At 72.1% G+C, this 17,199-nt stretch carries 15 protein-coding genes; 5 read left to right on the forward strand and 10 right to left on the reverse strand.

All coding sequences use genetic code 11. The features are described from left to right. Positions 1-102: 102 nt before the first annotated feature. The 7 genes from IE290_RS07370 to IE290_RS07400 all read right to left on the reverse strand — a co-directional run bounded on the left by IE290_RS07370 (position 103) and on the right by IE290_RS07400 (position 7,268). A complete protein-coding gene (locus IE290_RS07370) occupies positions 103-1,350 on the reverse strand; it encodes an alpha/beta hydrolase (protein WP_191243678.1) in 1,248 nt (415 codons plus the stop codon). Next, a complete protein-coding gene (locus tag IE290_RS07375) occupies positions 1,347-1,595 on the reverse strand; it encodes a hypothetical protein (RefSeq protein ID WP_191243679.1) in 249 nt (82 codons plus the stop codon). The genes IE290_RS07370 and IE290_RS07375 overlap by 4 nt, the downstream gene beginning before the upstream one ends. Beyond that, positions 1,592-2,233, reverse strand: coding sequence for a VOC family protein (locus IE290_RS07380; RefSeq protein ID WP_191243680.1), 642 nt, complete (start codon positions 2,231-2,233; stop codon positions 1,592-1,594). Before IE290_RS07380 ends, IE290_RS07375 begins: the two co-directional genes overlap by 4 nt. A gap of 218 nt (positions 2,234-2,451) precedes the next feature. Beyond that, positions 2,452-3,228 carry a TetR/AcrR family transcriptional regulator gene (locus IE290_RS07385; protein ID WP_308431329.1) on the reverse strand — a complete coding sequence of 259 codons (777 nt, stop codon included), beginning with the start codon at positions 3,226-3,228 and terminating at the stop codon, positions 2,452-2,454. 37 nt (positions 3,229-3,265) lie between these two features. Beyond that, positions 3,266-4,018: a maleate cis-trans isomerase family protein gene (locus IE290_RS07390; protein ID WP_191243682.1), complete on the reverse strand. Its 753-nt coding sequence runs from the start codon at positions 4,016-4,018 to the stop codon at positions 3,266-3,268. Then, positions 4,015-5,733, reverse strand: coding sequence for a (2,3-dihydroxybenzoyl)adenylate synthase (locus tag IE290_RS07395; RefSeq protein ID WP_191243683.1), 1,719 nt, complete (start codon positions 5,731-5,733; stop codon positions 4,015-4,017). The genes IE290_RS07390 and IE290_RS07395 overlap by 4 nt, the downstream gene beginning before the upstream one ends. Further along, complete coding sequence (locus IE290_RS07400; RefSeq protein ID WP_191243684.1) at positions 5,730-7,268, reverse strand: FAD-dependent monooxygenase; 1,539 nt, start codon at positions 7,266-7,268, stop codon at positions 5,730-5,732. The genes IE290_RS07395 and IE290_RS07400 overlap by 4 nt, the downstream gene beginning before the upstream one ends. 206 nt (positions 7,269-7,474) lie before the next feature. On the opposite strand from IE290_RS07400, the gene IE290_RS07405 reads away from it, so the two are divergent. Further along, a complete protein-coding gene (locus IE290_RS07405; protein ID WP_191243685.1) occupies positions 7,475-9,595 on the forward strand; it encodes a hydantoinase/oxoprolinase family protein in 2,121 nt (706 codons plus the stop codon). Further along, complete coding sequence (locus IE290_RS07410; protein ID WP_191243686.1) at positions 9,592-11,916, forward strand: hydantoinase B/oxoprolinase family protein; 2,325 nt, start codon at positions 9,592-9,594, stop codon at positions 11,914-11,916. The genes IE290_RS07405 and IE290_RS07410 overlap by 4 nt, the downstream gene beginning before the upstream one ends. 315 nt (positions 11,917-12,231) lie before the next feature. Here IE290_RS07410 and IE290_RS07415 read toward each other — a convergent pair whose 3' ends face one another. Beyond that, positions 12,232-12,636 carry an SsgA family sporulation/cell division regulator gene (locus tag IE290_RS07415; RefSeq protein ID WP_191243687.1) on the reverse strand — a complete coding sequence of 135 codons (405 nt, stop codon included), beginning with the start codon at positions 12,634-12,636 and terminating at the stop codon, positions 12,232-12,234. 129 nt (positions 12,637-12,765) lie between these two features. Here IE290_RS07415 and IE290_RS07420 point away from each other — a divergent pair, with 129 nt between their 5' ends. Both IE290_RS07420 and IE290_RS07425 read left to right on the forward strand, forming a co-directional pair. Further along, on the forward strand, positions 12,766-14,595 hold the full coding sequence (locus IE290_RS07420) for a YibE/F family protein (protein ID WP_229874290.1): 1,830 nt from the start codon (positions 12,766-12,768) through the stop codon (positions 14,593-14,595). Between the two features lie 87 nt (positions 14,596-14,682). Then, entirely contained in the window at positions 14,683-14,943 is a 261-nt protein-coding gene (locus IE290_RS07425) for a hypothetical protein (RefSeq protein ID WP_191243688.1), read from the forward strand. Here IE290_RS07425 and IE290_RS07430 read toward each other — a convergent pair. Beyond that, a complete protein-coding gene (locus IE290_RS07430) occupies positions 14,900-15,553 on the reverse strand; it encodes a hypothetical protein (protein ID WP_191243689.1) in 654 nt (217 codons plus the stop codon). The two genes, IE290_RS07425 and IE290_RS07430, sit on opposite strands and share 44 nt — an antisense overlap. 11 nt (positions 15,554-15,564) lie before the next feature. Beyond that, positions 15,565-16,173: an MBL fold metallo-hydrolase gene (locus IE290_RS07435; protein WP_191243690.1), complete on the reverse strand. Its 609-nt coding sequence runs from the start codon at positions 16,171-16,173 to the stop codon at positions 15,565-15,567. 145 nt (positions 16,174-16,318) lie between these two features. Here IE290_RS07435 and IE290_RS07440 point away from each other — a divergent pair, with 145 nt between their 5' ends. Further along, positions 16,319-17,167, forward strand: coding sequence for a peptidylprolyl isomerase (locus IE290_RS07440; protein ID WP_191243691.1), 849 nt, complete (start codon positions 16,319-16,321; stop codon positions 17,165-17,167). The last annotated feature ends 32 nt before the right edge of the window (positions 17,168-17,199 follow it).

Below are 17,199 nucleotides of genomic sequence, written 5' to 3' on the forward strand. Positions count from 1 at the left end.
CGGGCAAGGACATGGCGACGTTGCCTTTCCTGGGGGCGATACGGATGGTGCCCGCCCTGACTGCCGCCACCGGGCGGCCGTCAGGGCATTGCCATGCGGGGTTCAGGGCCAAGGGGCCAGCGGGTATCGCTTGTTCAGCCAGGCCACGATCTCCGCGGCGGCCAGCTCGTTGCCGGTGGGTTCGCCGTCGCTGACAGGTCCTCCGAAGTGCAGACCTCGCACCGCGACGGTGCTGAGGTCGTCCGCGCCGAGCGCGTCGATCATCCGGCGGGAATCGCCGGGGAACGCCGCCTGGTCGCCGGTGAGCTCGACGAACAAGGTCGGGACGGTGACCCCGGGTGCGCAGCGGACGAAGTCGGCGTTGGAGCTGAGCCCGGACCAGGTGGACAGCCACGCTTCCGGGGTGGTGAGCCGCCCGAACCCGAGTTGACCGTAGTTGATGAGGTCGGGCCGCGCGCCGAACAACGATCCGTAGGGGCGCTCGCTCGGGTCCAGGGACAGATCGACGTTCCGGGGATCGGCGTCTGTCCGGTACACGGTGATGATTCGTGGTGCCAGGGAACGACGCCGGTGGACGGCCTCGCCGCTGTGCTTGAAGGCGGCACGAGCCTCAGCGGCGCGAGACAGGTGTTCGCGCGCGACGGCATCGATCCGTGCGACACGGTCGCGCTGCGCGGCACGATAGCGGGCCAGGAATTCGGGTGTGTAGGAGGAGCTCGAGGGAGGCTCGGCGAAACCGTTGGCCGGGTTGAACGGGTCGAGTTCGGGTACCACCGACATCGGGTCTCGCTCGTCGGCCACTGAGGGGTCGATGCACGCGAGCAGCAGCTTGCCCTGTCCCGGGTGCGGCGCGAGGAAGATGGAGCCGTCGGCGACGGGCATCTCGGCTTCGGCCAACGGGACGGGCCGGCCTCCGGGCGTGGTGGTGATGCGGTCGGCCGCGGGCAGCCCCGCCTGTTCGAGGTAATAGGCGTAGAGCGGGCCCCCGCCGGAGTGGCCGAGGGTGATGATGGACGTGAAACCTTGCTCTCGCAGGAATATCAGGCCGGCGGCGACGTCGAGCAATGCCTGCTCGTGCACCAGGGTGAGGTCGTTGTTCACCGACCGGGTGTGCTGCGTCCAGACCGCGGCACCTGCTTGGAGCAGCAGCGGGACGAGAGGGTGGTGAGTGACGTCCTGGCGCGGGTGCGTCAGGCAGACGACCGTGGTGGCACCGGGCATCGTGGTCAGCACCCCGGAGACAGTCGCACCATCCACAGTGGTCAGTTCATGGAGAGTCGAGGTGGAGTTCTCCGGGCGGCGGCCGGCCGGAAGGTACCGGCCGGCGCCCAGACGCGGCGACTTGGTCACGCTGGCTCCACACGCAGGGCGTCCTTGTCGTGCTGGGTGATGCGGCTGTCCCGGGCGACCCCGCCGACGGCCGAGTACCAGACCGCGTGGCGGCAGCCGGTGGCGCGGCGGTCGATCACGATGGGCCCATCCGCGCTGATCTCGAAGTACGGGCCGATCCGGCCGACGGTCACCGTGGCGTCCTCGCCGGCGACCTTCGCGACCGGCGTGTTCTCCGGGACGTCGAGGATGTAGAGCGTCGTCATCGGCCGCTCTCCTGCGCGAGTTCCCAGTCCGCGGCCCGCTCGACGATGAGCTCCGCCTTGCGCGCCAGCAGCTTGCCGAAGGTCGGCTCGGGCTCGCTCACCACGTCGATCAACGCGTCGATGGTGAGGTTCGCGTCCAGGTCCTCCTGCGGCGTCACCGGCCGCATGGCGCGGGTGATCTCGAACATGTAGCCGTTCGGGTCGTGGGTGTAGATCGACTCGATCGTCTCGTGCTGGATCTGCATCTCCACCGGCCAGTCGCTGGCGTCCAGGCGCCGCCGGTACTCCAGCAGGTCCTCCTCGTTGTCGACGTGGATCGCCAAGTGGCGGGACCGGACGAAGAACTCCGGCACGTCGGCGCCGAACCGGGCGTAGACATCACCCTTCGCGCCCGGCTCGCCGCCGATCTCGCGGCCGGTGCCGAAGTAGTAGAAGAACGCGATCCGGTCGTCGTTGCCGATGTCGAAGAAGAAGTGGATGAAGTCCGGGTGGTCTTCCGGGCCCCAGCCCGCCGCGCAGATGGAATGCACGACCGGGAAGCCCAGGACGTCCCGGTAGAACCGCACCGTCGCGGCCGGGTCGAACGTCGGGAACGCGACGTGGTCGACCCCCTGCACCCGGTGGTCCAACTCCGTCATGGCCGGCCTCCTGCCTGATTCGAATGCGCCCTGTGTCGAACGCGCCCTGTACGGCATCGACGTTACGCCTCGATTGACGAATGAGTCAACAGTTTGACTTGAGCGAAGAACGGCGGCGGGACGCGGACATGACGAAGCCGGCCGGACGAGCGTCCGGCCGGCTGACGGCATTGCGGGACGGAGCGACCGCGCCACGGCGGCGACGGCCGCGCGGGGGGTCAGCCCTTGAGGAGGCGTTCGAGGTGGTCGAGGTCCTGGCGGAGCATCTTCAGCGCGGCCTCGGGCCCCTCGCCGTCGAGGGTGTGGTGGTCGGGGCGCCGCAGCGCGGCGATCGCCATCTCGGCGAGCTGGCCGGTCACGGTCTCGACGTCGTCGCGGCCGCCGGGGTGGAACCACCAGGCCACCCAGTTGCACATGCCCAGCACGCCCAGCGCGGCGACGCGGGCGTCGACCGGCCGGAACTGCCCGGCCCGGATCCCGTCCTCGACGACCTCGGCGATCGTCTTCAGCACGGCGCGGCGGCTGTCGTCGTAGGCCGCGGTCAGTTCGTCCGGGAGCTCGGCCTCAGAGCGGATGAGCAACCGGAACCGCGCCGGTTGCGTCGCACGGCGGCGCACGATGATCTCGACCAGGGCGCGCAGCTGGCCGACCGGGTCGAGGTCGGTGTGCGCGACCAGTTCCTTCAGCTCGTTCAGGGGCCCGTCGGTGACTTCGGTGACCAGCTTGGCGAGCAGTTCGTCCTTGCTCTTGACGTAGTAGTAGAGGGCCGGACGGGTGATGCCGATCGCGTCCGCGATGTCCTGCAGGCTCGTTCCGGCGAACCCGCGCTCGGCGAAGAGCCGGGTGGCCTGCTCGTACATCTCGTTCTCGACGAGCTCGCGGCGGGCGGTGCTGGCGCGGGCCGGCTTGTCGCCGTCCGCCGCGCCGTCGCGCCGGGCCCGCGAGGACGACTCGGCCTTCCGCCGCGCGGGCGTTCGCCGCGAACCATTGGTCATGGCGGCCATTGTAGGGGAGGCGGGCCAGGCGCCGGGTTCATCGCGCCACCGCCTGCCCCGCCGCCAGGAGGCGGCCCGCGCCGGGCAGCGCGGTCGGCAAACCGAGGTGGCGCAACAGGGTGAACGCACCGGCCGTGGCCGCGGACAGGACGGGGATCCCGAACTCCGCCTCGGCGGGGCCGATCAGGTCCAGTGACGGCATCTGCACGCAGGCGGAGATGACGAGCGCGTCGGCACCGGACAGGTCCAAGCCGCGCGCGGCCGCCATCACCCGCTCGCCCGGGATGCAGCCGACCTCGGCGTTGTCCCCCACCTCGAGGGCGGCCCAGTCGAGCACCTCGAGACCCTCGGACTCCAGGTAGGACACGACCTGCTCGGCCAGCGGGCGCAGGTACGGGGTGACCAGGGCGATGCGGCGGGCGCCGAGGGCGGCGAGCGCTTCGACGAGTGCGCCGGCGCTGGACAGCACCGCCGGCCGCTGCCCGGCTTGCGCGAGCTGTTCGGTCACCGCGGCTTCGGTGCGCCGGTGCTCGCCAGGCCCTTGCGCCATGAGCGCGACGAGGCAGGCGTAGAGCACCGCGTCCACGCCGGCGTCGGACAGTTCGCCGATGCACCGTTCGCGTTGCGCGTTCATCGCCCGCAGCTCCTCCGGGGACACCTTGTGCATCCGCATCCGGCTGGAGTGGAAGGAGAACCGCGCGCCGGGGTGACGGCCGAGCAGGGCGGGCACCTCCGTTTCCACGGTGACGTTGGAGCTGGGCACGACGAGCCCGATGCGGTGGGTGGTCACGGATTTCCTCCTGAGGTGGTTGCGGTGGCCGTGCTGCGCGGCCGCGCGATCCCGGCGCGTTCGGCGGCGACCTTCCGGGCGATGTCGGCGTGCAAGCGTTTCTTGTCCATCTTCCCGACCAGGGTGCGCGGGATTTCGGCGATCAGCTCGATGCGTTCGGGCCATTTGAACTTCGCCACCTGCAGTGCGGCGAAATGGTCCTGGACGTCGCGCAGGGTGAGTGGTCCCCCCGCCACGACGAGGTAGGCGCACGTGCGCTCGCCCAGACGCGGATCCGGCATGGCGACCACGGCGGCGGCGGTGATCCGGGGGTGGCGGAGCAGCAACGACTCCACCTCCTCGGCGTTGATCTTCTCGCCGCCCCGGTTGATCAGGTCCTTGATCCGGCCTTCGATCGTGAGGTACCGCTCCCCGTCGATCTCCCGGATCGCGGCGAGATCCCCGGTTCGGTAGAAGCCATCCGAGGTGAACGCCGTCGCGTTGTGCTGGGGGGCGTCGAAGTAGCCTCGGAGGGTGTAGGGGCCGCGGCAGCAGAGTTCGCCGATCTCCCCGTCCGGGACTTCGTTCTCGGCGCCGGGTTCGAGGATCCGGACCTCGTCCATTGGGGACAGTGGGGTGCCGACGGTCTCCGCGCGGGCTTCGCGCGGAGCGCCCGGCCGCGTGGTGAGGAACAGCCCTTCGCCCATGCCGAACAGCTGCCCCGACCACAGGCCGCGGCGTTCCAGTTCGCCGAAGAGCGCGGGCGGCACCTTCGTGCCCGACAACACCACCTGGGTCACCGATTTCGTCGCCGCCGCGAACCCGGGCAGGCCGGCCGCCCTGAAGTGCCCGTGCCCGAGCAGGACGTGCGTGGCCCGCTCCTGGGCCATCAGCGGGAACGAGACCTCCGGGTCCGCGGTGCCGAGGACCAGGCACGCGCCGACGCTGTGCGGGCCGTGGACCGCGCACACGATGCCGGCGTTGTGGATGATCGGGATCAGGTGGGCCACCCGGGTGTCCGGTCCCCAGCCCCAGGAACGCGCGTAGGCCAAGGCGTTGTACCAGTATTCGGCGTGCAGCCGCGGGATCACCTTCGGCACCCCGGTGGTGCCGCCGGAGAGCTGGAAGACCGCGACGTCGTCGGGATCGATGCCCCGTTGGATCTGCTCGACCGTCGCGCGGGCGGCACGGGGATCGACGCCGGCGCCGAGCGACTCGACCGCGACGCCCGCGACGCCGGCGGAACCGCCCAGCACCAGCACGTGGCGCAGCGTGGGGTGGTCCCGCTGCTGCTCGACGGCGAAGCCGACCAGGTCGAACCCGCGGTTGTCCGCCTCGACCAGGTGGGCGACGGCGCCGACCCGCCTGCTGATCTCGCCGATCTCGTGGCCGCGGTGGGCGGCCAGGGTGCACACCGGGACCAGCCCGGCCTTGAGCACCCCGTACCAGGCGAGGATCGCCCCGAGCCGGTTCGAGACCTGGAACAGCACCGGATCACCGGGAGCCAGCCCCAGCCCGGCCAGGCCCGCCGCGAGGAGGTCGGTGCGCTCGTCCAGTTCCCGGAAGGTCACCCGCCCGTCGAGCGCGACGACCGCGTCGCGCTCCGGATGGGCCACCGCGACCGCGTGCAGCTCGTCCGCGATCGTGGCGGTGCCCCACAGACCCGCCTCCCGGTACCGGCGCGCCACGTCGCCGGGGTAGGTGACGAGCCGCTCGCCCCACCGGCTTGTCCTCATGCCGCCTCCTCGCTGAACGAGACCAGGTCGCACCGCCCGCTGACCAGGCCGGCCGCGAGATCGCCGCGCGAGCTCGGCGGACCGTCCACGATCACCAGCCCGCCCGCCTCGGTGCGGACCCGTTCGGCCAGGTCGAGCCGGGTCAGCACGGCCGGCCGGTCGCCGGGGCCGGTGAACCGGAAACCGTCGGCTCCCTCCCGTCGAGCTTGACGCGCCCGGGCGACGACGGCATCTCCGGCGTCATCCCAGGGGTCCGCCACGACATCGGCGAACGTGGTGAGCGCCAGACCGTCGGGAACGGCCGGGAGAACACGTCGCGGGAACTCGGCCCGCTCGTGTCGCAGCGGTTGTTCCAGCACCCACTCGACCAGGTCCCGTGCCGGGGGTTTCGAGTTCGCGTACTGCTCGGCCGCCGCGGCGACGACATCCGGGCTGGTGGCGGCGAAGCGGTCGAGGGGGACGTTGCCCGCCCTGGTCATGTAGGCGACCATCAGCCGCTCGACCGGGAAGTGCAGCCGCGACGGGAACGACTCCCACCACAGCTGGCTCCGCCGCGCCAGCTCCTGCATCCGCTCCACGTCCGGGCGGCGGGACGCCTCGTAGCGTGCGAACGCCGCCGGCGCGTCGGGTTCTCCGGCCAGCGCTTCGACCAGTCCGATCGCGTCCTCCATCGCGAGCTTGGTGCCCGAGCCGATGGAGAAGTGGGCGGTGTGCGCGGCGTCGCCGAGCAGCACGACCCGCCCGGACGACCAGCGCTTGCACCGCACGGTGCGGAACCGCGTCCAGCGGGTCCGGTTGCCGATCAGCGAGTGCCCGCGCAGCTGCGCGGCGAACACCTGCTCCAGGTAACGCAGCGAGGTGGTGTCCGACGCGTCGGGCGGTGTCGCGTCCGTGGAACGGTCGAACCCGGCACGCCGCCACGTCTCCTCGTCGGTTTCGATCAGGAACGTGCTGCGGCCGCCGGAGTAGGGATAGGCGTGGGTCACGAACACGCCGTGCTCCGTGCCCACCGGGGCGAACATCGCGTCCGGCAGCGCGAACTCCGCGCCGCACCACAGGTAGAGCCCGCGGCCGACCTCGATGTCCTCGCCGAATCCGCCGGTGCTCCGGGTGGCGCTGCTGACCCCGTCGGCGGCGATGACGATGTCCGCGTCGAGCTCGTCGGCCGCGCGCCGGGCGCCGTACTCGATGCGCACCCCCGCCTTCTCGGCGTGCCGCCGGAGCACGGCGAGCAGTTCGGTGCGGGCGATACCGATCAGGCGGTCGTTGCGCACCCGCACGCTCCGGTCCCCCACGGTCATCGTCATGTCGTGCCGGTGGCCGGCGGCCAGGATGTCCCGCAGCGTGTCCGCGTCGGCCGCCTCGAGCCTGCGTTGCGTGCCCGCCGCCAGTCCCACCCCGAAACCGAACGTCTTGTCGGGCTCGCCCTGCTCGTGCACGACCACGTCGCACGAGGGCTGGGCCAGTTTCAGCAGACGCGCGGCGTAGAGACCGCCCGGGCCCCCGCCGAGCACCGCGGCGCGGCGTACTTGCATCCCGACCTCCAGGTTGTGACGGCACTTCCGCCCGTTGACTTCGACGTCGAGTATTCGACGTATGCGACGACAAGTCAAGCGCCGGCGAGCTTGACTTCAAACGCTGGCGTTTAATAGTCTACGTTGCCGTAACCACTCGTGGAGCCTGGGCGTGCCCACCTCGTCGGTGCCCCCGCGGTCTCAATCCACGCAAAGGAGCGTGAGTCATGGCGTATGTCATCGGCGTGGACGTGGGCGGTACGTTCACCGACGCCGTTCTCGACGACGACGCGGGCACCGTCCTCGCCGCCAAGTCGCCGTCCACCCCGCCGGACTACTCCCGGGGTGTTCTCGACGTGCTGGAGCTGCTCGCCGAGCAGCTCGGCAAGCCGCTGAAGGAGATGCTCGCCGACACCCACCACATCGCGCACGGCACCACGTCGTCGCTCAACGCGCTGGTCATGGGGAACGTGCCACCGGTCGGCTTCCTCACCACCAAGGGGCACCGGGACTCGATCTTCATCATGAACGTCGAGGGCCGCTACCTCGGCCGGTCCCCGCACGAACTGCAGAACGTGCTGGCACAGGCCAAGAACCACACGCTGCTGCCGAAACGCCTCGCGCTCGAGGTGACCGAACGGATCGACCGCGACGGCAACGTCGTGGTCGGCCTCGACGAGGACGAGGCCCGCTCCGCGATCCGCACGCTTCTCGCCGACGGCGTGCGCGCGATCGCCGTGTCGCTGTTGTGGTCGTTCCGCAACCCGGTCCACGAGCGGCGGCTGCGGGAACTGGTCGCCGAGCAGGACCCCGGCGTCTTCGTCGCGCTGTCGAGCGAAGTCAGTCCCCGGATCCGGGAGTTCGCCCGCAACGCCACCACGATCATGAGCACCCAGATCGGCCCCGGGCTGCGGGACTACCTCACCACGCTGGAGGACACCCTCCGCGAGAACGACCTGGCCGGCCCGCTCCTGGTGATGCAGAGCAACGGCGGCGCGGTCGCGGCCAAAGAGGCCCCGGCCACCGCGATCAGCACCGTCGGCTCCGTGCTGACCGGCGGTGTCGTCGGCTCGGTGGCGCTCGGGCGCCAGCTCGGGCACCGCAACATCATCTCCACCGACGTGGGGGGCACGACCTTCCTCGCCGGGCTGGTCGTCGACGGCGAACCGGTGCGCGACACCACGACCGTGATCAACCACCACCCGATCAACGTGCCCACGCTGCGGGTGGACGCGATCGGTTCCGGCGGTGGCGCGATCGCCTGGCTCGACGCCGGCGGCAACCTCCGCATCGGGCCGCGCAGCGCGCAAGCCGTGCCCGGACCGGCCTGCTACGGCAACGGCGGCACCGAACCGACCAACACCGACGCCAACCTCGTGCTGGGCATCCTGCCCGAACGCGGCCTCCTCGGCGGGCGCAAACCGCTCTCGCTCGACCTGGCGCGCCAGGCCATCGACACCCAGATCGCCAAACCGCTCGGGCTCTCGGTCGAGGAGGCCGCGGCCGCGATCTACACCGTGCAGAACGCCCAGACCGGCGACCTGCTGCGCAAGACCGTCGTCGAGGCCGGTCACGACCCGCGCGAGTTCGTGCTGTACGCGTTCGGCGGCGCCGGCCCCGCGCACTGCGCCGGCTACGCCGCCGAAGTCGGGGTCGACGAAGTGGTCGTCCCACTCGGCCCGGTCGCCTCCGCGTTCTCCGCCTACGGCCTCGCGTCCTCGGACATCGCCCTGGCCGCCGAGCTGTCCGATCCCACCGTCGTGCCGTTCGACCCGGAACGGGCCGAACAGAACTTCCGGGACCTGGAAAAGCAGGTCCGCGAGGGGCTGGACCGGCAAGGGGTGCGGTTCGACACCGTCGAGGTCCACCGCGAGATCGACATGCGCTACTCCATGCAGCTCGCGGAGGTCACCACCCCGGTCGCGGGCGGGACGCTGGACATGGCCGCGATCGAGAAAGCCGCGGCCGCGTTCGAGGAGCGCTACGCCGCGCTCTACGGCAAGGACGCCGGGTTCCGGGAAGCCGGCATCCAGGCCATCACCTTCCGGGTCCGGGGGATCGGTGTGCTGCCGTTCTCGCCGGAGCTGCCCGCGATCCCCGCCGCCGCCTCGCCGGACCCGGCCGTGGCGCGGGTGGGGCACCGCCCGGTCTGCCTCGACGCCGCCACCGGCTACGTCGACACGCCGGTCTACGACTACCGCGAACTGCGAGCCGGGCACGAGCTCGCCGGCCCCGCCATCGTCGAGGTCCCGACGACCACGGTCGTCGTCCCGGCCGGCGCCACCGGCACGGTGGACTCGCTCGGCAACCTGACCATCCGCCGCACCTCCGCCAGGAGCGCCTCATGAGCATGCCCATCCCCGGTTCCGAGGTCTTCGCGAGCCGCCCGGTCGACCCCGGCGAACTGCAGCGCTCGCTGCCCTCCACCCTGCCGGCCCACACCGTCACCCAGGAGCAGATCGACGCGCTCGACCCGCTCACCTACGAGGTCGTGCGCCACCGGCTCTGGTCGGTCACCGACGAGATGGGCGAGGCGCTCAAGCGCATGTCCGGCTCGCCGATCGTCACCGACGCCAACGACTTCGACTTCGCCATCTCCGACGAACTCGGGCAGGAAGTCCAGGTCGGCCTGTACAACACGATGCTCGTCGGCGCCGTCGACCTGGCCATCTACTGGACGCTGCGCAACCGCGCCACCAACCCCGGCATCGCCGAGGGCGACATGTTCCTCACCAACGACCCGTGGGTCGGCGGCGGGCTGCACCAGAACGACGTGATGGTGTACCAGCCCGTTTTCCACGACGGCAAGCTGTTCGCCTGGACCAGCGCGATCTGCCACGAACCGGACCTCGGCGGCGTCGGGCTCGGCTCCTTCTCCCCCGCCGCGCAGGACGTGTTCTCCGAATCCCTGCCCACCCCGCCGGTCAAGGTGGTGCGCGACTTCCAGCTCCAGCGCGACGTCGCCGACCTGTGGGTCCGGCGCTCCCGGGTGCCCATGCTGGTCGCACTCGACCTGCGCGCCAAGATCGGCGCCAACAACGTCGGCCGCGAACGCCTGCACGCGCTGATCGAGCAGTACGGGGCCGACACCGTCAAGGCCGTCATGAAGCGCATGATGGCCGACGCCGAGACCCGGCTGCGCGGCAAGCTCGCCGCCCTCCCCGACGGTAGCTGGACCGCGACCGGCTACCAGGACCAGTCCCACGAGGGCGACCGCGGCCTGCACAAGATCACCGTCACCACCACCAAGACCGGCGACCACCTCACCTTCGACTTCACCGGCACCGACCCCCAGTCCGGCGTGGTCAACTGCACCTACGCCGGGATGCGCGGCGGCGTCATGCTCGCCCTGCTGCCCATCCTCGCCGGCGACATCCCGTGGTCGGCCGGCGGGCTCATGCGCTGCTTCGACCTGATCACCGAGGAAGGCACGCTCAACAACGCGACCTACCCCGCCGCCGTCGGACGGGGCCCGATCGGCCCGGCCTGGCTCACCGGCAACCTCGTCGCCGAATGCCTGGCCCAGATGCTCGACCGCGACCTCGAACTCGGCAAGAACGTCCAGGCGACGTGTTGCGGCACCTGGGACACCGCGGTCATCGCCGGGCTCGACGAGCGCGGCGAGCAACCCGCGCCGTTCCTCAACATCATCATGGAGCCGATGTCCGGCGGGTACGGCGCGCGGCCCCACGCCGACGGTATCGACACCGGCGGGCTGTTCTGCATCCCGATGGGCCGCATCCCCGACGTCGAGATGACCGAGTTCCTCTACCCGGTGCTGGCCCTGTGGCGGCGCGAGGTCCCGGACTCGGGCGGCCCGGGCAGGCACCGCGGCGGGGTCGGGGCGTCGATCGCCATCACCCCGCACGGAACCAGCATCCCCATGGGACTCGTCCTCGCCTCCAACGGCAAGGCGGTCTCCCAGAACGGCGGCCTCGCCGGCGGGCACCCCGGCAACACCGGACTCGACGTGCTGGCCCGGCACAGCCGCGTCACCGACCTCCTCGCCTCCGGACGGATGCCCAGCGAGCTGTCCGAGATCAGCGATCGCCTCGAACCGGCGCAGAACTACGCGTCCAGCCACCTGGCGCCGGGTGAGGTGTTCGTCATGACCTGGCAGGGCGGCGGAGGCTACGGCGACCCGCTGAACCGGGATCCCGAAGCGGTCGCCCGGGACCTCCGGGAACAGAAGATCACCGCCGGCGCCGCCCGGTCCGTGTACGGCGTCGTCGTCGTGAACGGCGCCGTGGACGAGGCGGCGACCGCGGCCGAACGGGACCGCCTGCGGGCGGCGCGACGGCAACGCTCGCGGGTCCTTCGCGTGCCCAGCGGCCGCAAGACCGACGCGACCTCGGTGAAACGGCTCGACGACAACCTCGTCGAGGTCACCGACGGGACGCGCGCCGCGGTGGCGTGCCGCCACTGCCACGAGATCCTCGGCGACGCCACCGGGAGCGACGATCTCGCCCTGGCAGTCTATGAAGGCCCCGTCACCGATGCCGGGCCCCAGATCATCGCCAACCCCACCGACTACGTCGATGCGCCCGTCGTCTTCCGCCAATACTGCTGCCCATCCTGCTGGACAGCGCTGTACTCGGCCGTCGTACCCGCCGACCACCTCGACACCCTGCGCACCCGCACAGAGGTGACCGCGGCAGCAACTGGCTGAACCAGGTCGGCGGCCGCAAACCCATGGCGACCGCCGACCTCCCCCACCTCGCGGGAGGAAGACAGTGCTCTCGGACGCGCGGCCGAGGGCGGCGGTGGTGCTGTCGGGCGGTCGCAGCCGGCATGCACGCCCAGCGGGGTGGACATCGTCAGGGTCCGGTAGGCGACCTGCGGGTGAGGCTGTCCGCGGCGGCCGGCGGGGCGGAGACGAGGAGGACCGGGAGGCGGCCACCGCCGCCGTGAGCGCGTGCGCCGGCTCATCCGCGCAGCTGATCACGACCGGGTGAAGGCCGTTCACCGTCGCGGCGAACGGGCTTCAGACCTTGGTGATCTCCGCGATGAACCCGTCCACGTCGACCAGGGGGCTCTCCGCGCCGAGCGGGACGAGCGTGTGCGTGGAGGCGATGAAGCGCGCCGCGCCCTCGCGGCTGAACTCGACGATCGCGTACCCGTCCGGCGATTCAAGCTCCATGAGCAGCTGGTCCGGGTCGGCGGACAGATCGGGCCGGATCCGCACGTCACCCTCGCCGGCCGGCTCGTTGAGCCCGGCGACGAGGAGGTCACGCGCGAAGCACCACTCGACCCAGCGGCCGCGGTCGGCCCGGAAGGAGAGGGTGACGGCGTAGGGATCGGCGGTGGTGTAGCTCCACCGCGAGAAGACCGGGATGTCGTAGCCGTCCAGGCTGACGAACTGGTGCTCCTCGACCGTTTCCGCGTGCACGATGGCCTCCTGTCCTCCCACGGCTCTTCGCCATTAGGACGGAGCCGGGGGGCCGTCGTTACGCGGTTTCGCGGAGGAATTTCACGACCCACCCGCCGGAGTGACAGCAGCGGGCGGGACGATGGACCGGTGCAGCACGACGACGACCCCACGGCGGAGACCGGCCCGATCCGCCGCATCCCCGGGGGCCCGGCTGCCGACCCCCGCCGCGCCCGTCGCGCGCGCGGCTACACGGAGAGCGGCTCCCCCGCCTGGCCCGCCGGGGCTTCCCACGAAGGACGCCCCGGCACGACGGGCGGCAGCAGCCGGCGATCGCGCGCAACTGGCTCAGAGCCCGCTGAAGCGGCCTCCGGTCGCTCGGGCCGCCGCAACCCTGCCGAACGCACCCCTCGCGCGCCCCGGAACCCGGCCGGGTCCGAGGACAGTCCGCGCGCAGCGCATCGTGCGAGCGGCTCCGGCCGCCCGCGACGCGAGCGCGCCGCGGGCGATTCCGAAGGCACCGGCAGCCACTCCACCGCCGAAGGCGCCCAGCCACTCCGTGCCACCGGCCGCAGCACCCGCCGTGCCAGCGCCGAGGGCACCGGCCCCCACCCCGTCGACTCCGGCGAGGAAGACGCGAGCCACCGCCCCCGCGCCACCGGCCGCACCACCCGGCTCGCCACCACCGGCGCCGAAGGCACCGGCGCCCACCCCACGGGCGCCGAACCCCGCCGCCGTCGTGCCGCCGCACCGCCCGCCACCCCACCCACCGGGCACGGCCACGGCCACTCCCCCGCTCCGCCGGCCTCCCGGCGCGTCAAGCTCCTCCTCATCTGGCTGCTGGCCCCCATCGCGGCCGCCACGGTCGCCGGCCTGCTGCTGCTCTACCCCTGGGGCCAGGACGAACCGGCCTCGGCGATCTCGCAGGGCACCCCGGTCCACGGCACCATCAGCACCGCCACCTCCGGTCCCTGCCTGGCCGCCGGTCAGGTGCAGGTCGGCGACCAGCCGGACGCCAAGCCGTGCCTCAGCGCGACCATCACCCTCACCGACGGGCCGGGCAGCGGCCGCAGCGTCGAGCTGACCGTGCCCATCGAGCCGAGCACCCCGCGCTTCAGCGCCGGGGACGACGTCGTGCTGGCCTACAACGGCGGGGACGCCGCCGATCCCGGCTCCTACCAGCTGGTCGACTTCCAGCGCGGCCTCCCGCTCGCGGTGCTCGCCGCGCTGTTCGCGATCGCCGTGGTCGTCCTCGGGCGCTGGCACGGCCTGGCCGCGCTCGGCGCGCTGGTGCTCAGCTTCGTCGTGCTGGTGGCGTTCGTGCTGCCCGCGATCCTGGCCGGGGAGAACCCGCTGCTCGTCGCGATCGTCGGCGCCGGGCTGATCATGTTCATCGCCCTGTACCTGACCCACGGCCTGTCCGCCCGCACCTCCGTCGCGGTTCTGGGCACGCTGGCGAGCCTTGCCCTGATCGGCGCGCTGTCGGCGATCTTCTCCGCGGCCGCGTCCCTGACCGGCCTGGACGACAGCACCTCGACGCTCATCGCCTCCCTCGGCCACGGCATCGACGCGCGTGGCCTGCTGCTCGCCGGCATCGTGATCGGCGCGCTCGGCGTGCTCGACGACGTCACCGTCACCCAGACCAGCGCCGTGTGGGAACTGCGCCGCGCCAACCCGTCGCTAACCTGGCGCGAGCTGTACTCCGCGGGGCTGCGGATCGGCCGCGACCACGTCGGCTCGGCGGTGAACACGCTGGTCATGGCCTACGCCGGCGCCGCGCTGCCGGTGATGCTGTACTCGTCGATCTCCGGCGTCGGACTGGGCGCGATCCTCGGCTCGCAGGACGTCGCGCAGGAGATCGTGCGCACCCTGGCCGGCAGCGTCGGCATCGTCGCGGCGGTGCCGGTGACCACCGTGCTGGCCGCGATGATCGCCAGCCGGGAACCCGTGAGTCACATCAGCCACAGCAGCGATCACTAGCCCCACGCCGGCACCCCGCCCAGGTCAGCGGCCCCGCGATGGGGTACGAAGGCCGGGCACACGGTTCCCGTCCGGCGGGGAGGGGTCTTGGTCGTTCACGCACTGACGAAAGCCGCCGTCCGCACGCTCACGAGCCTGCCGCGCATCGCGTCCGCGCTCACCGAACTGCGCGACGCGGCCGAGCACCTGGAACGGCTCGCGACCTTCGCCGCGGAGGAGCTGCCGGAGATCGTCTACCAGCTGGAGGGCATCCGCGAGCAGCTGGCCGTGATCGAGAACCGGCTCGGCGGCCGCGACGGCGAGATCACCCCAGCCGCGCGACGAACCGGCTCACGGCCTCCATCGTGAACCGCTGCGCGATCTTGCCCGACGGCGCCGCGGACGCCAGCTGGTAGAGCGGCCGGTCCGGCACGCCCGCGCCCCGCGCCTCCGCGCGCAGCTGCGCGACCAGCAGCTCGGAAAACACCAGCCCGTTGGCCTCGATGTTGTTCGCCACCGCGTCCGCCAGCCGCCGCAGCGTGAGGATGGGCAGCTCACGCCCGCCGGTCCCGGCGTAGACCGCGAGGTCGATCTTGACGACCTGGCCGCGCTGCCCGGAGTTGAACAGCAGGCTGACCGTGCGGGCGCCGCGCACGTCGGTGACCAGCAGGTCGATCCGCCGTGCCCGCGCCAGGTCCACCCGGCGGGTGCGCCAGGTGCGCACCAGCACCGCGGTGCCCTCCAGCCACAGCTTGCGCCGCACGTTCCACACCACCACGTACAGCAGCGGCAGGCCCACCACCGCCGCGGTGACCAGCCCGGGGACCTGGCCGCCGATCAGGCCCGCGATGCCGCCGAACGCCGCCGCCATGATCAGCACCCCGGCCAGGCCGGACAGCAGACGGCGGCGGGTCAGCCCCGGGTCCTCCTGGTGCAGCGGCAGCCGCTGCGGTTCCACCGGCTTCGTCGGCTCGGTCACTTCTTCCCCCATCACGGCATCGGGACGACGCTGCGCGCCCCGCTCAGGAACGGATTGCCGGCCCGCTCGCGGCCGATCGTCGTGGCCGGGCCGTGCCCGGGCAGCACCACCGTGTCGTCGGGCAGCGGCAGCAGCACATCCCGCAGGGACTCCCCCAGCCGCCGCTGGTCGCCGCGGCCGACCGAGCCGGCGAAGAGCGTGTCGCCGGTCAGGGCGAGGCGGCCGCCCTCGGGCGTGGTCACGCGGAACACCACCGAGCCGTCGGTGTGGCCGGGGACGAGGTCGACGTCGATCGCCAGGCCGGCCAGTTCCAGCGGCGCGCCGGTCAGGTCGCGGACGTCGGCGGCCTGCTCGCCGTCGTGCAGGCCGCGGTCGGCCGGGTGGAGCCACATCGGAACGTCGTGGGCCGCGGTGAGGGCCGCCGCGCCGGCCACGTGATCGGGGTGGCCGTGGGTGGCGAGCACCGCCGCCGGGGTGAGCCGGTGCTCGGCGAGCGCCTCGGCGACGCGGCCGGCCGAATCCTCGCCCGGATCGACGACCACGCACGCGGTGTCCGGGCCGGGCGCGAGCAGGTAGCAGTTGGCCCTCAGCGCGCCGGCCGGGAACCCGACGACGAGCACGAAAATCCACCTCCGCGTCCGCGCGTCCACCCGTGCCCGGGATGTCCGGCACCCACCCTAACCGGGGCTGTACAGGGTCCTCACAGGCTGTGCCCATAGACTGCCGCCACCCGATCGGTGACGTCGAGTGGATTCTGGAGGGCAGGTGGCGACCAACCAGCAGCGCCGTGAGGCCGCGAAGCGCAAGCTCGAGCGGCAGATGGCCCGCCGGGCGGAGCAGGCGAAACGCCGGAAGATCGTCGGCGTCGGCGCGACCGTCGGCGCGGTGGTGGTGGTCGCCGGGCTGGTGGTGTTCTTCGCGACCCGCGGCAGCGACAACGGTGACGCCGCGGCCTCCCCGACCACGGCGCCGTCCTCGGAGCTGAACATCCCGGCGCAGCGCGCCGCGGTGCCGCAGCGGCCGACGCCGCTGGCGAACCCGGTGCAGTGCCAGTACCCGGCCACGCCGAGCGAGCCCGCGGCCAAGCCGAACAACCCGCCGCAGGGCAAGGACATCCCGTCCACCGGGACGGTGAACGTCACCCTGAAGACCACCGCCGGGGACATCCCGCTGACGCTGGACCGCGCGCTCGCGCCGTGCACCGTGAACAGCTTCCTGAGCCTGGCGCAGCAGGGGTACTACACCGACACCTCCTGCGCGCGGCTGGGCACCGACACGAGCCTGATGATGCTGCAGTGCGGTGACCCGACCGGCACCGGCAGCGGCGGCCCGGGATACTCGTTCGCCGACGAGACCTTCCCCGAGCTGACCTACGGCCGCGGCCTGCTGGCGATGGCCAACGCGGGCCCGAACACCAACGGCAGCCAGTTCTTCATGGTGTACGGCCCGGCGGAGCTGAGCCCGGACTACACCGTGTTCGGCTCGATCTCCGACGCCGGACTGCAGGTGCTGGACAAGGTGGCCCGCGCCGGCCACGACGGCAGCTTCGACCCAAGCCCCGGCGGCGGCAAGCCGAACATGGAGGTCAAGTTCACCGCGGTGACGATCGGCTGAGTTCTGTCGCCGAAGCGGCCTGGGAGTCCGGT

Source organism: Amycolatopsis deserti (assembly GCF_014653945.1).
In the GTDB taxonomy this organism is placed as follows: domain Bacteria; phylum Actinomycetota; class Actinomycetes; order Mycobacteriales; family Pseudonocardiaceae; genus Amycolatopsis_E; species Amycolatopsis_E deserti.

Excerpts from the sequence above, each read along its gene's own strand:
- IE290_RS07375 (WP_191243679.1), bottom strand. The coding sequence starts at position 1,595 with ATGACGACGCTCTACATCCTCGACGTCCCGGAGAACACGCCGGTCGCG.
- IE290_RS07380 (WP_191243680.1), bottom strand. The coding sequence starts at position 2,233 with ATGACGGAGTTGGACCACCGGGTGCAGGGGGTCGACCACGTCGCGTTC.
- IE290_RS07385 (WP_308431329.1), bottom strand. The coding sequence starts at position 3,228 with ATGACCAATGGTTCGCGGCGAACGCCCGCGCGGCGGAAGGCCGAGTCG.
- IE290_RS07395 (WP_191243683.1), bottom strand. The coding sequence starts at position 5,733 with ATGAGGACAAGCCGGTGGGGCGAGCGGCTCGTCACCTACCCCGGCGAC.
- IE290_RS07400 (WP_191243684.1), bottom strand. The coding sequence starts at position 7,268 with ATGCAAGTACGCCGCGCCGCGGTGCTCGGCGGGGGCCCGGGCGGTCTC.
- IE290_RS07405 (WP_191243685.1), top strand. The coding sequence starts at position 7,475 with ATGGCGTATGTCATCGGCGTGGACGTGGGCGGTACGTTCACCGACGCC.
- IE290_RS07410 (WP_191243686.1), top strand. The coding sequence starts at position 9,592 with ATGAGCATGCCCATCCCCGGTTCCGAGGTCTTCGCGAGCCGCCCGGTC.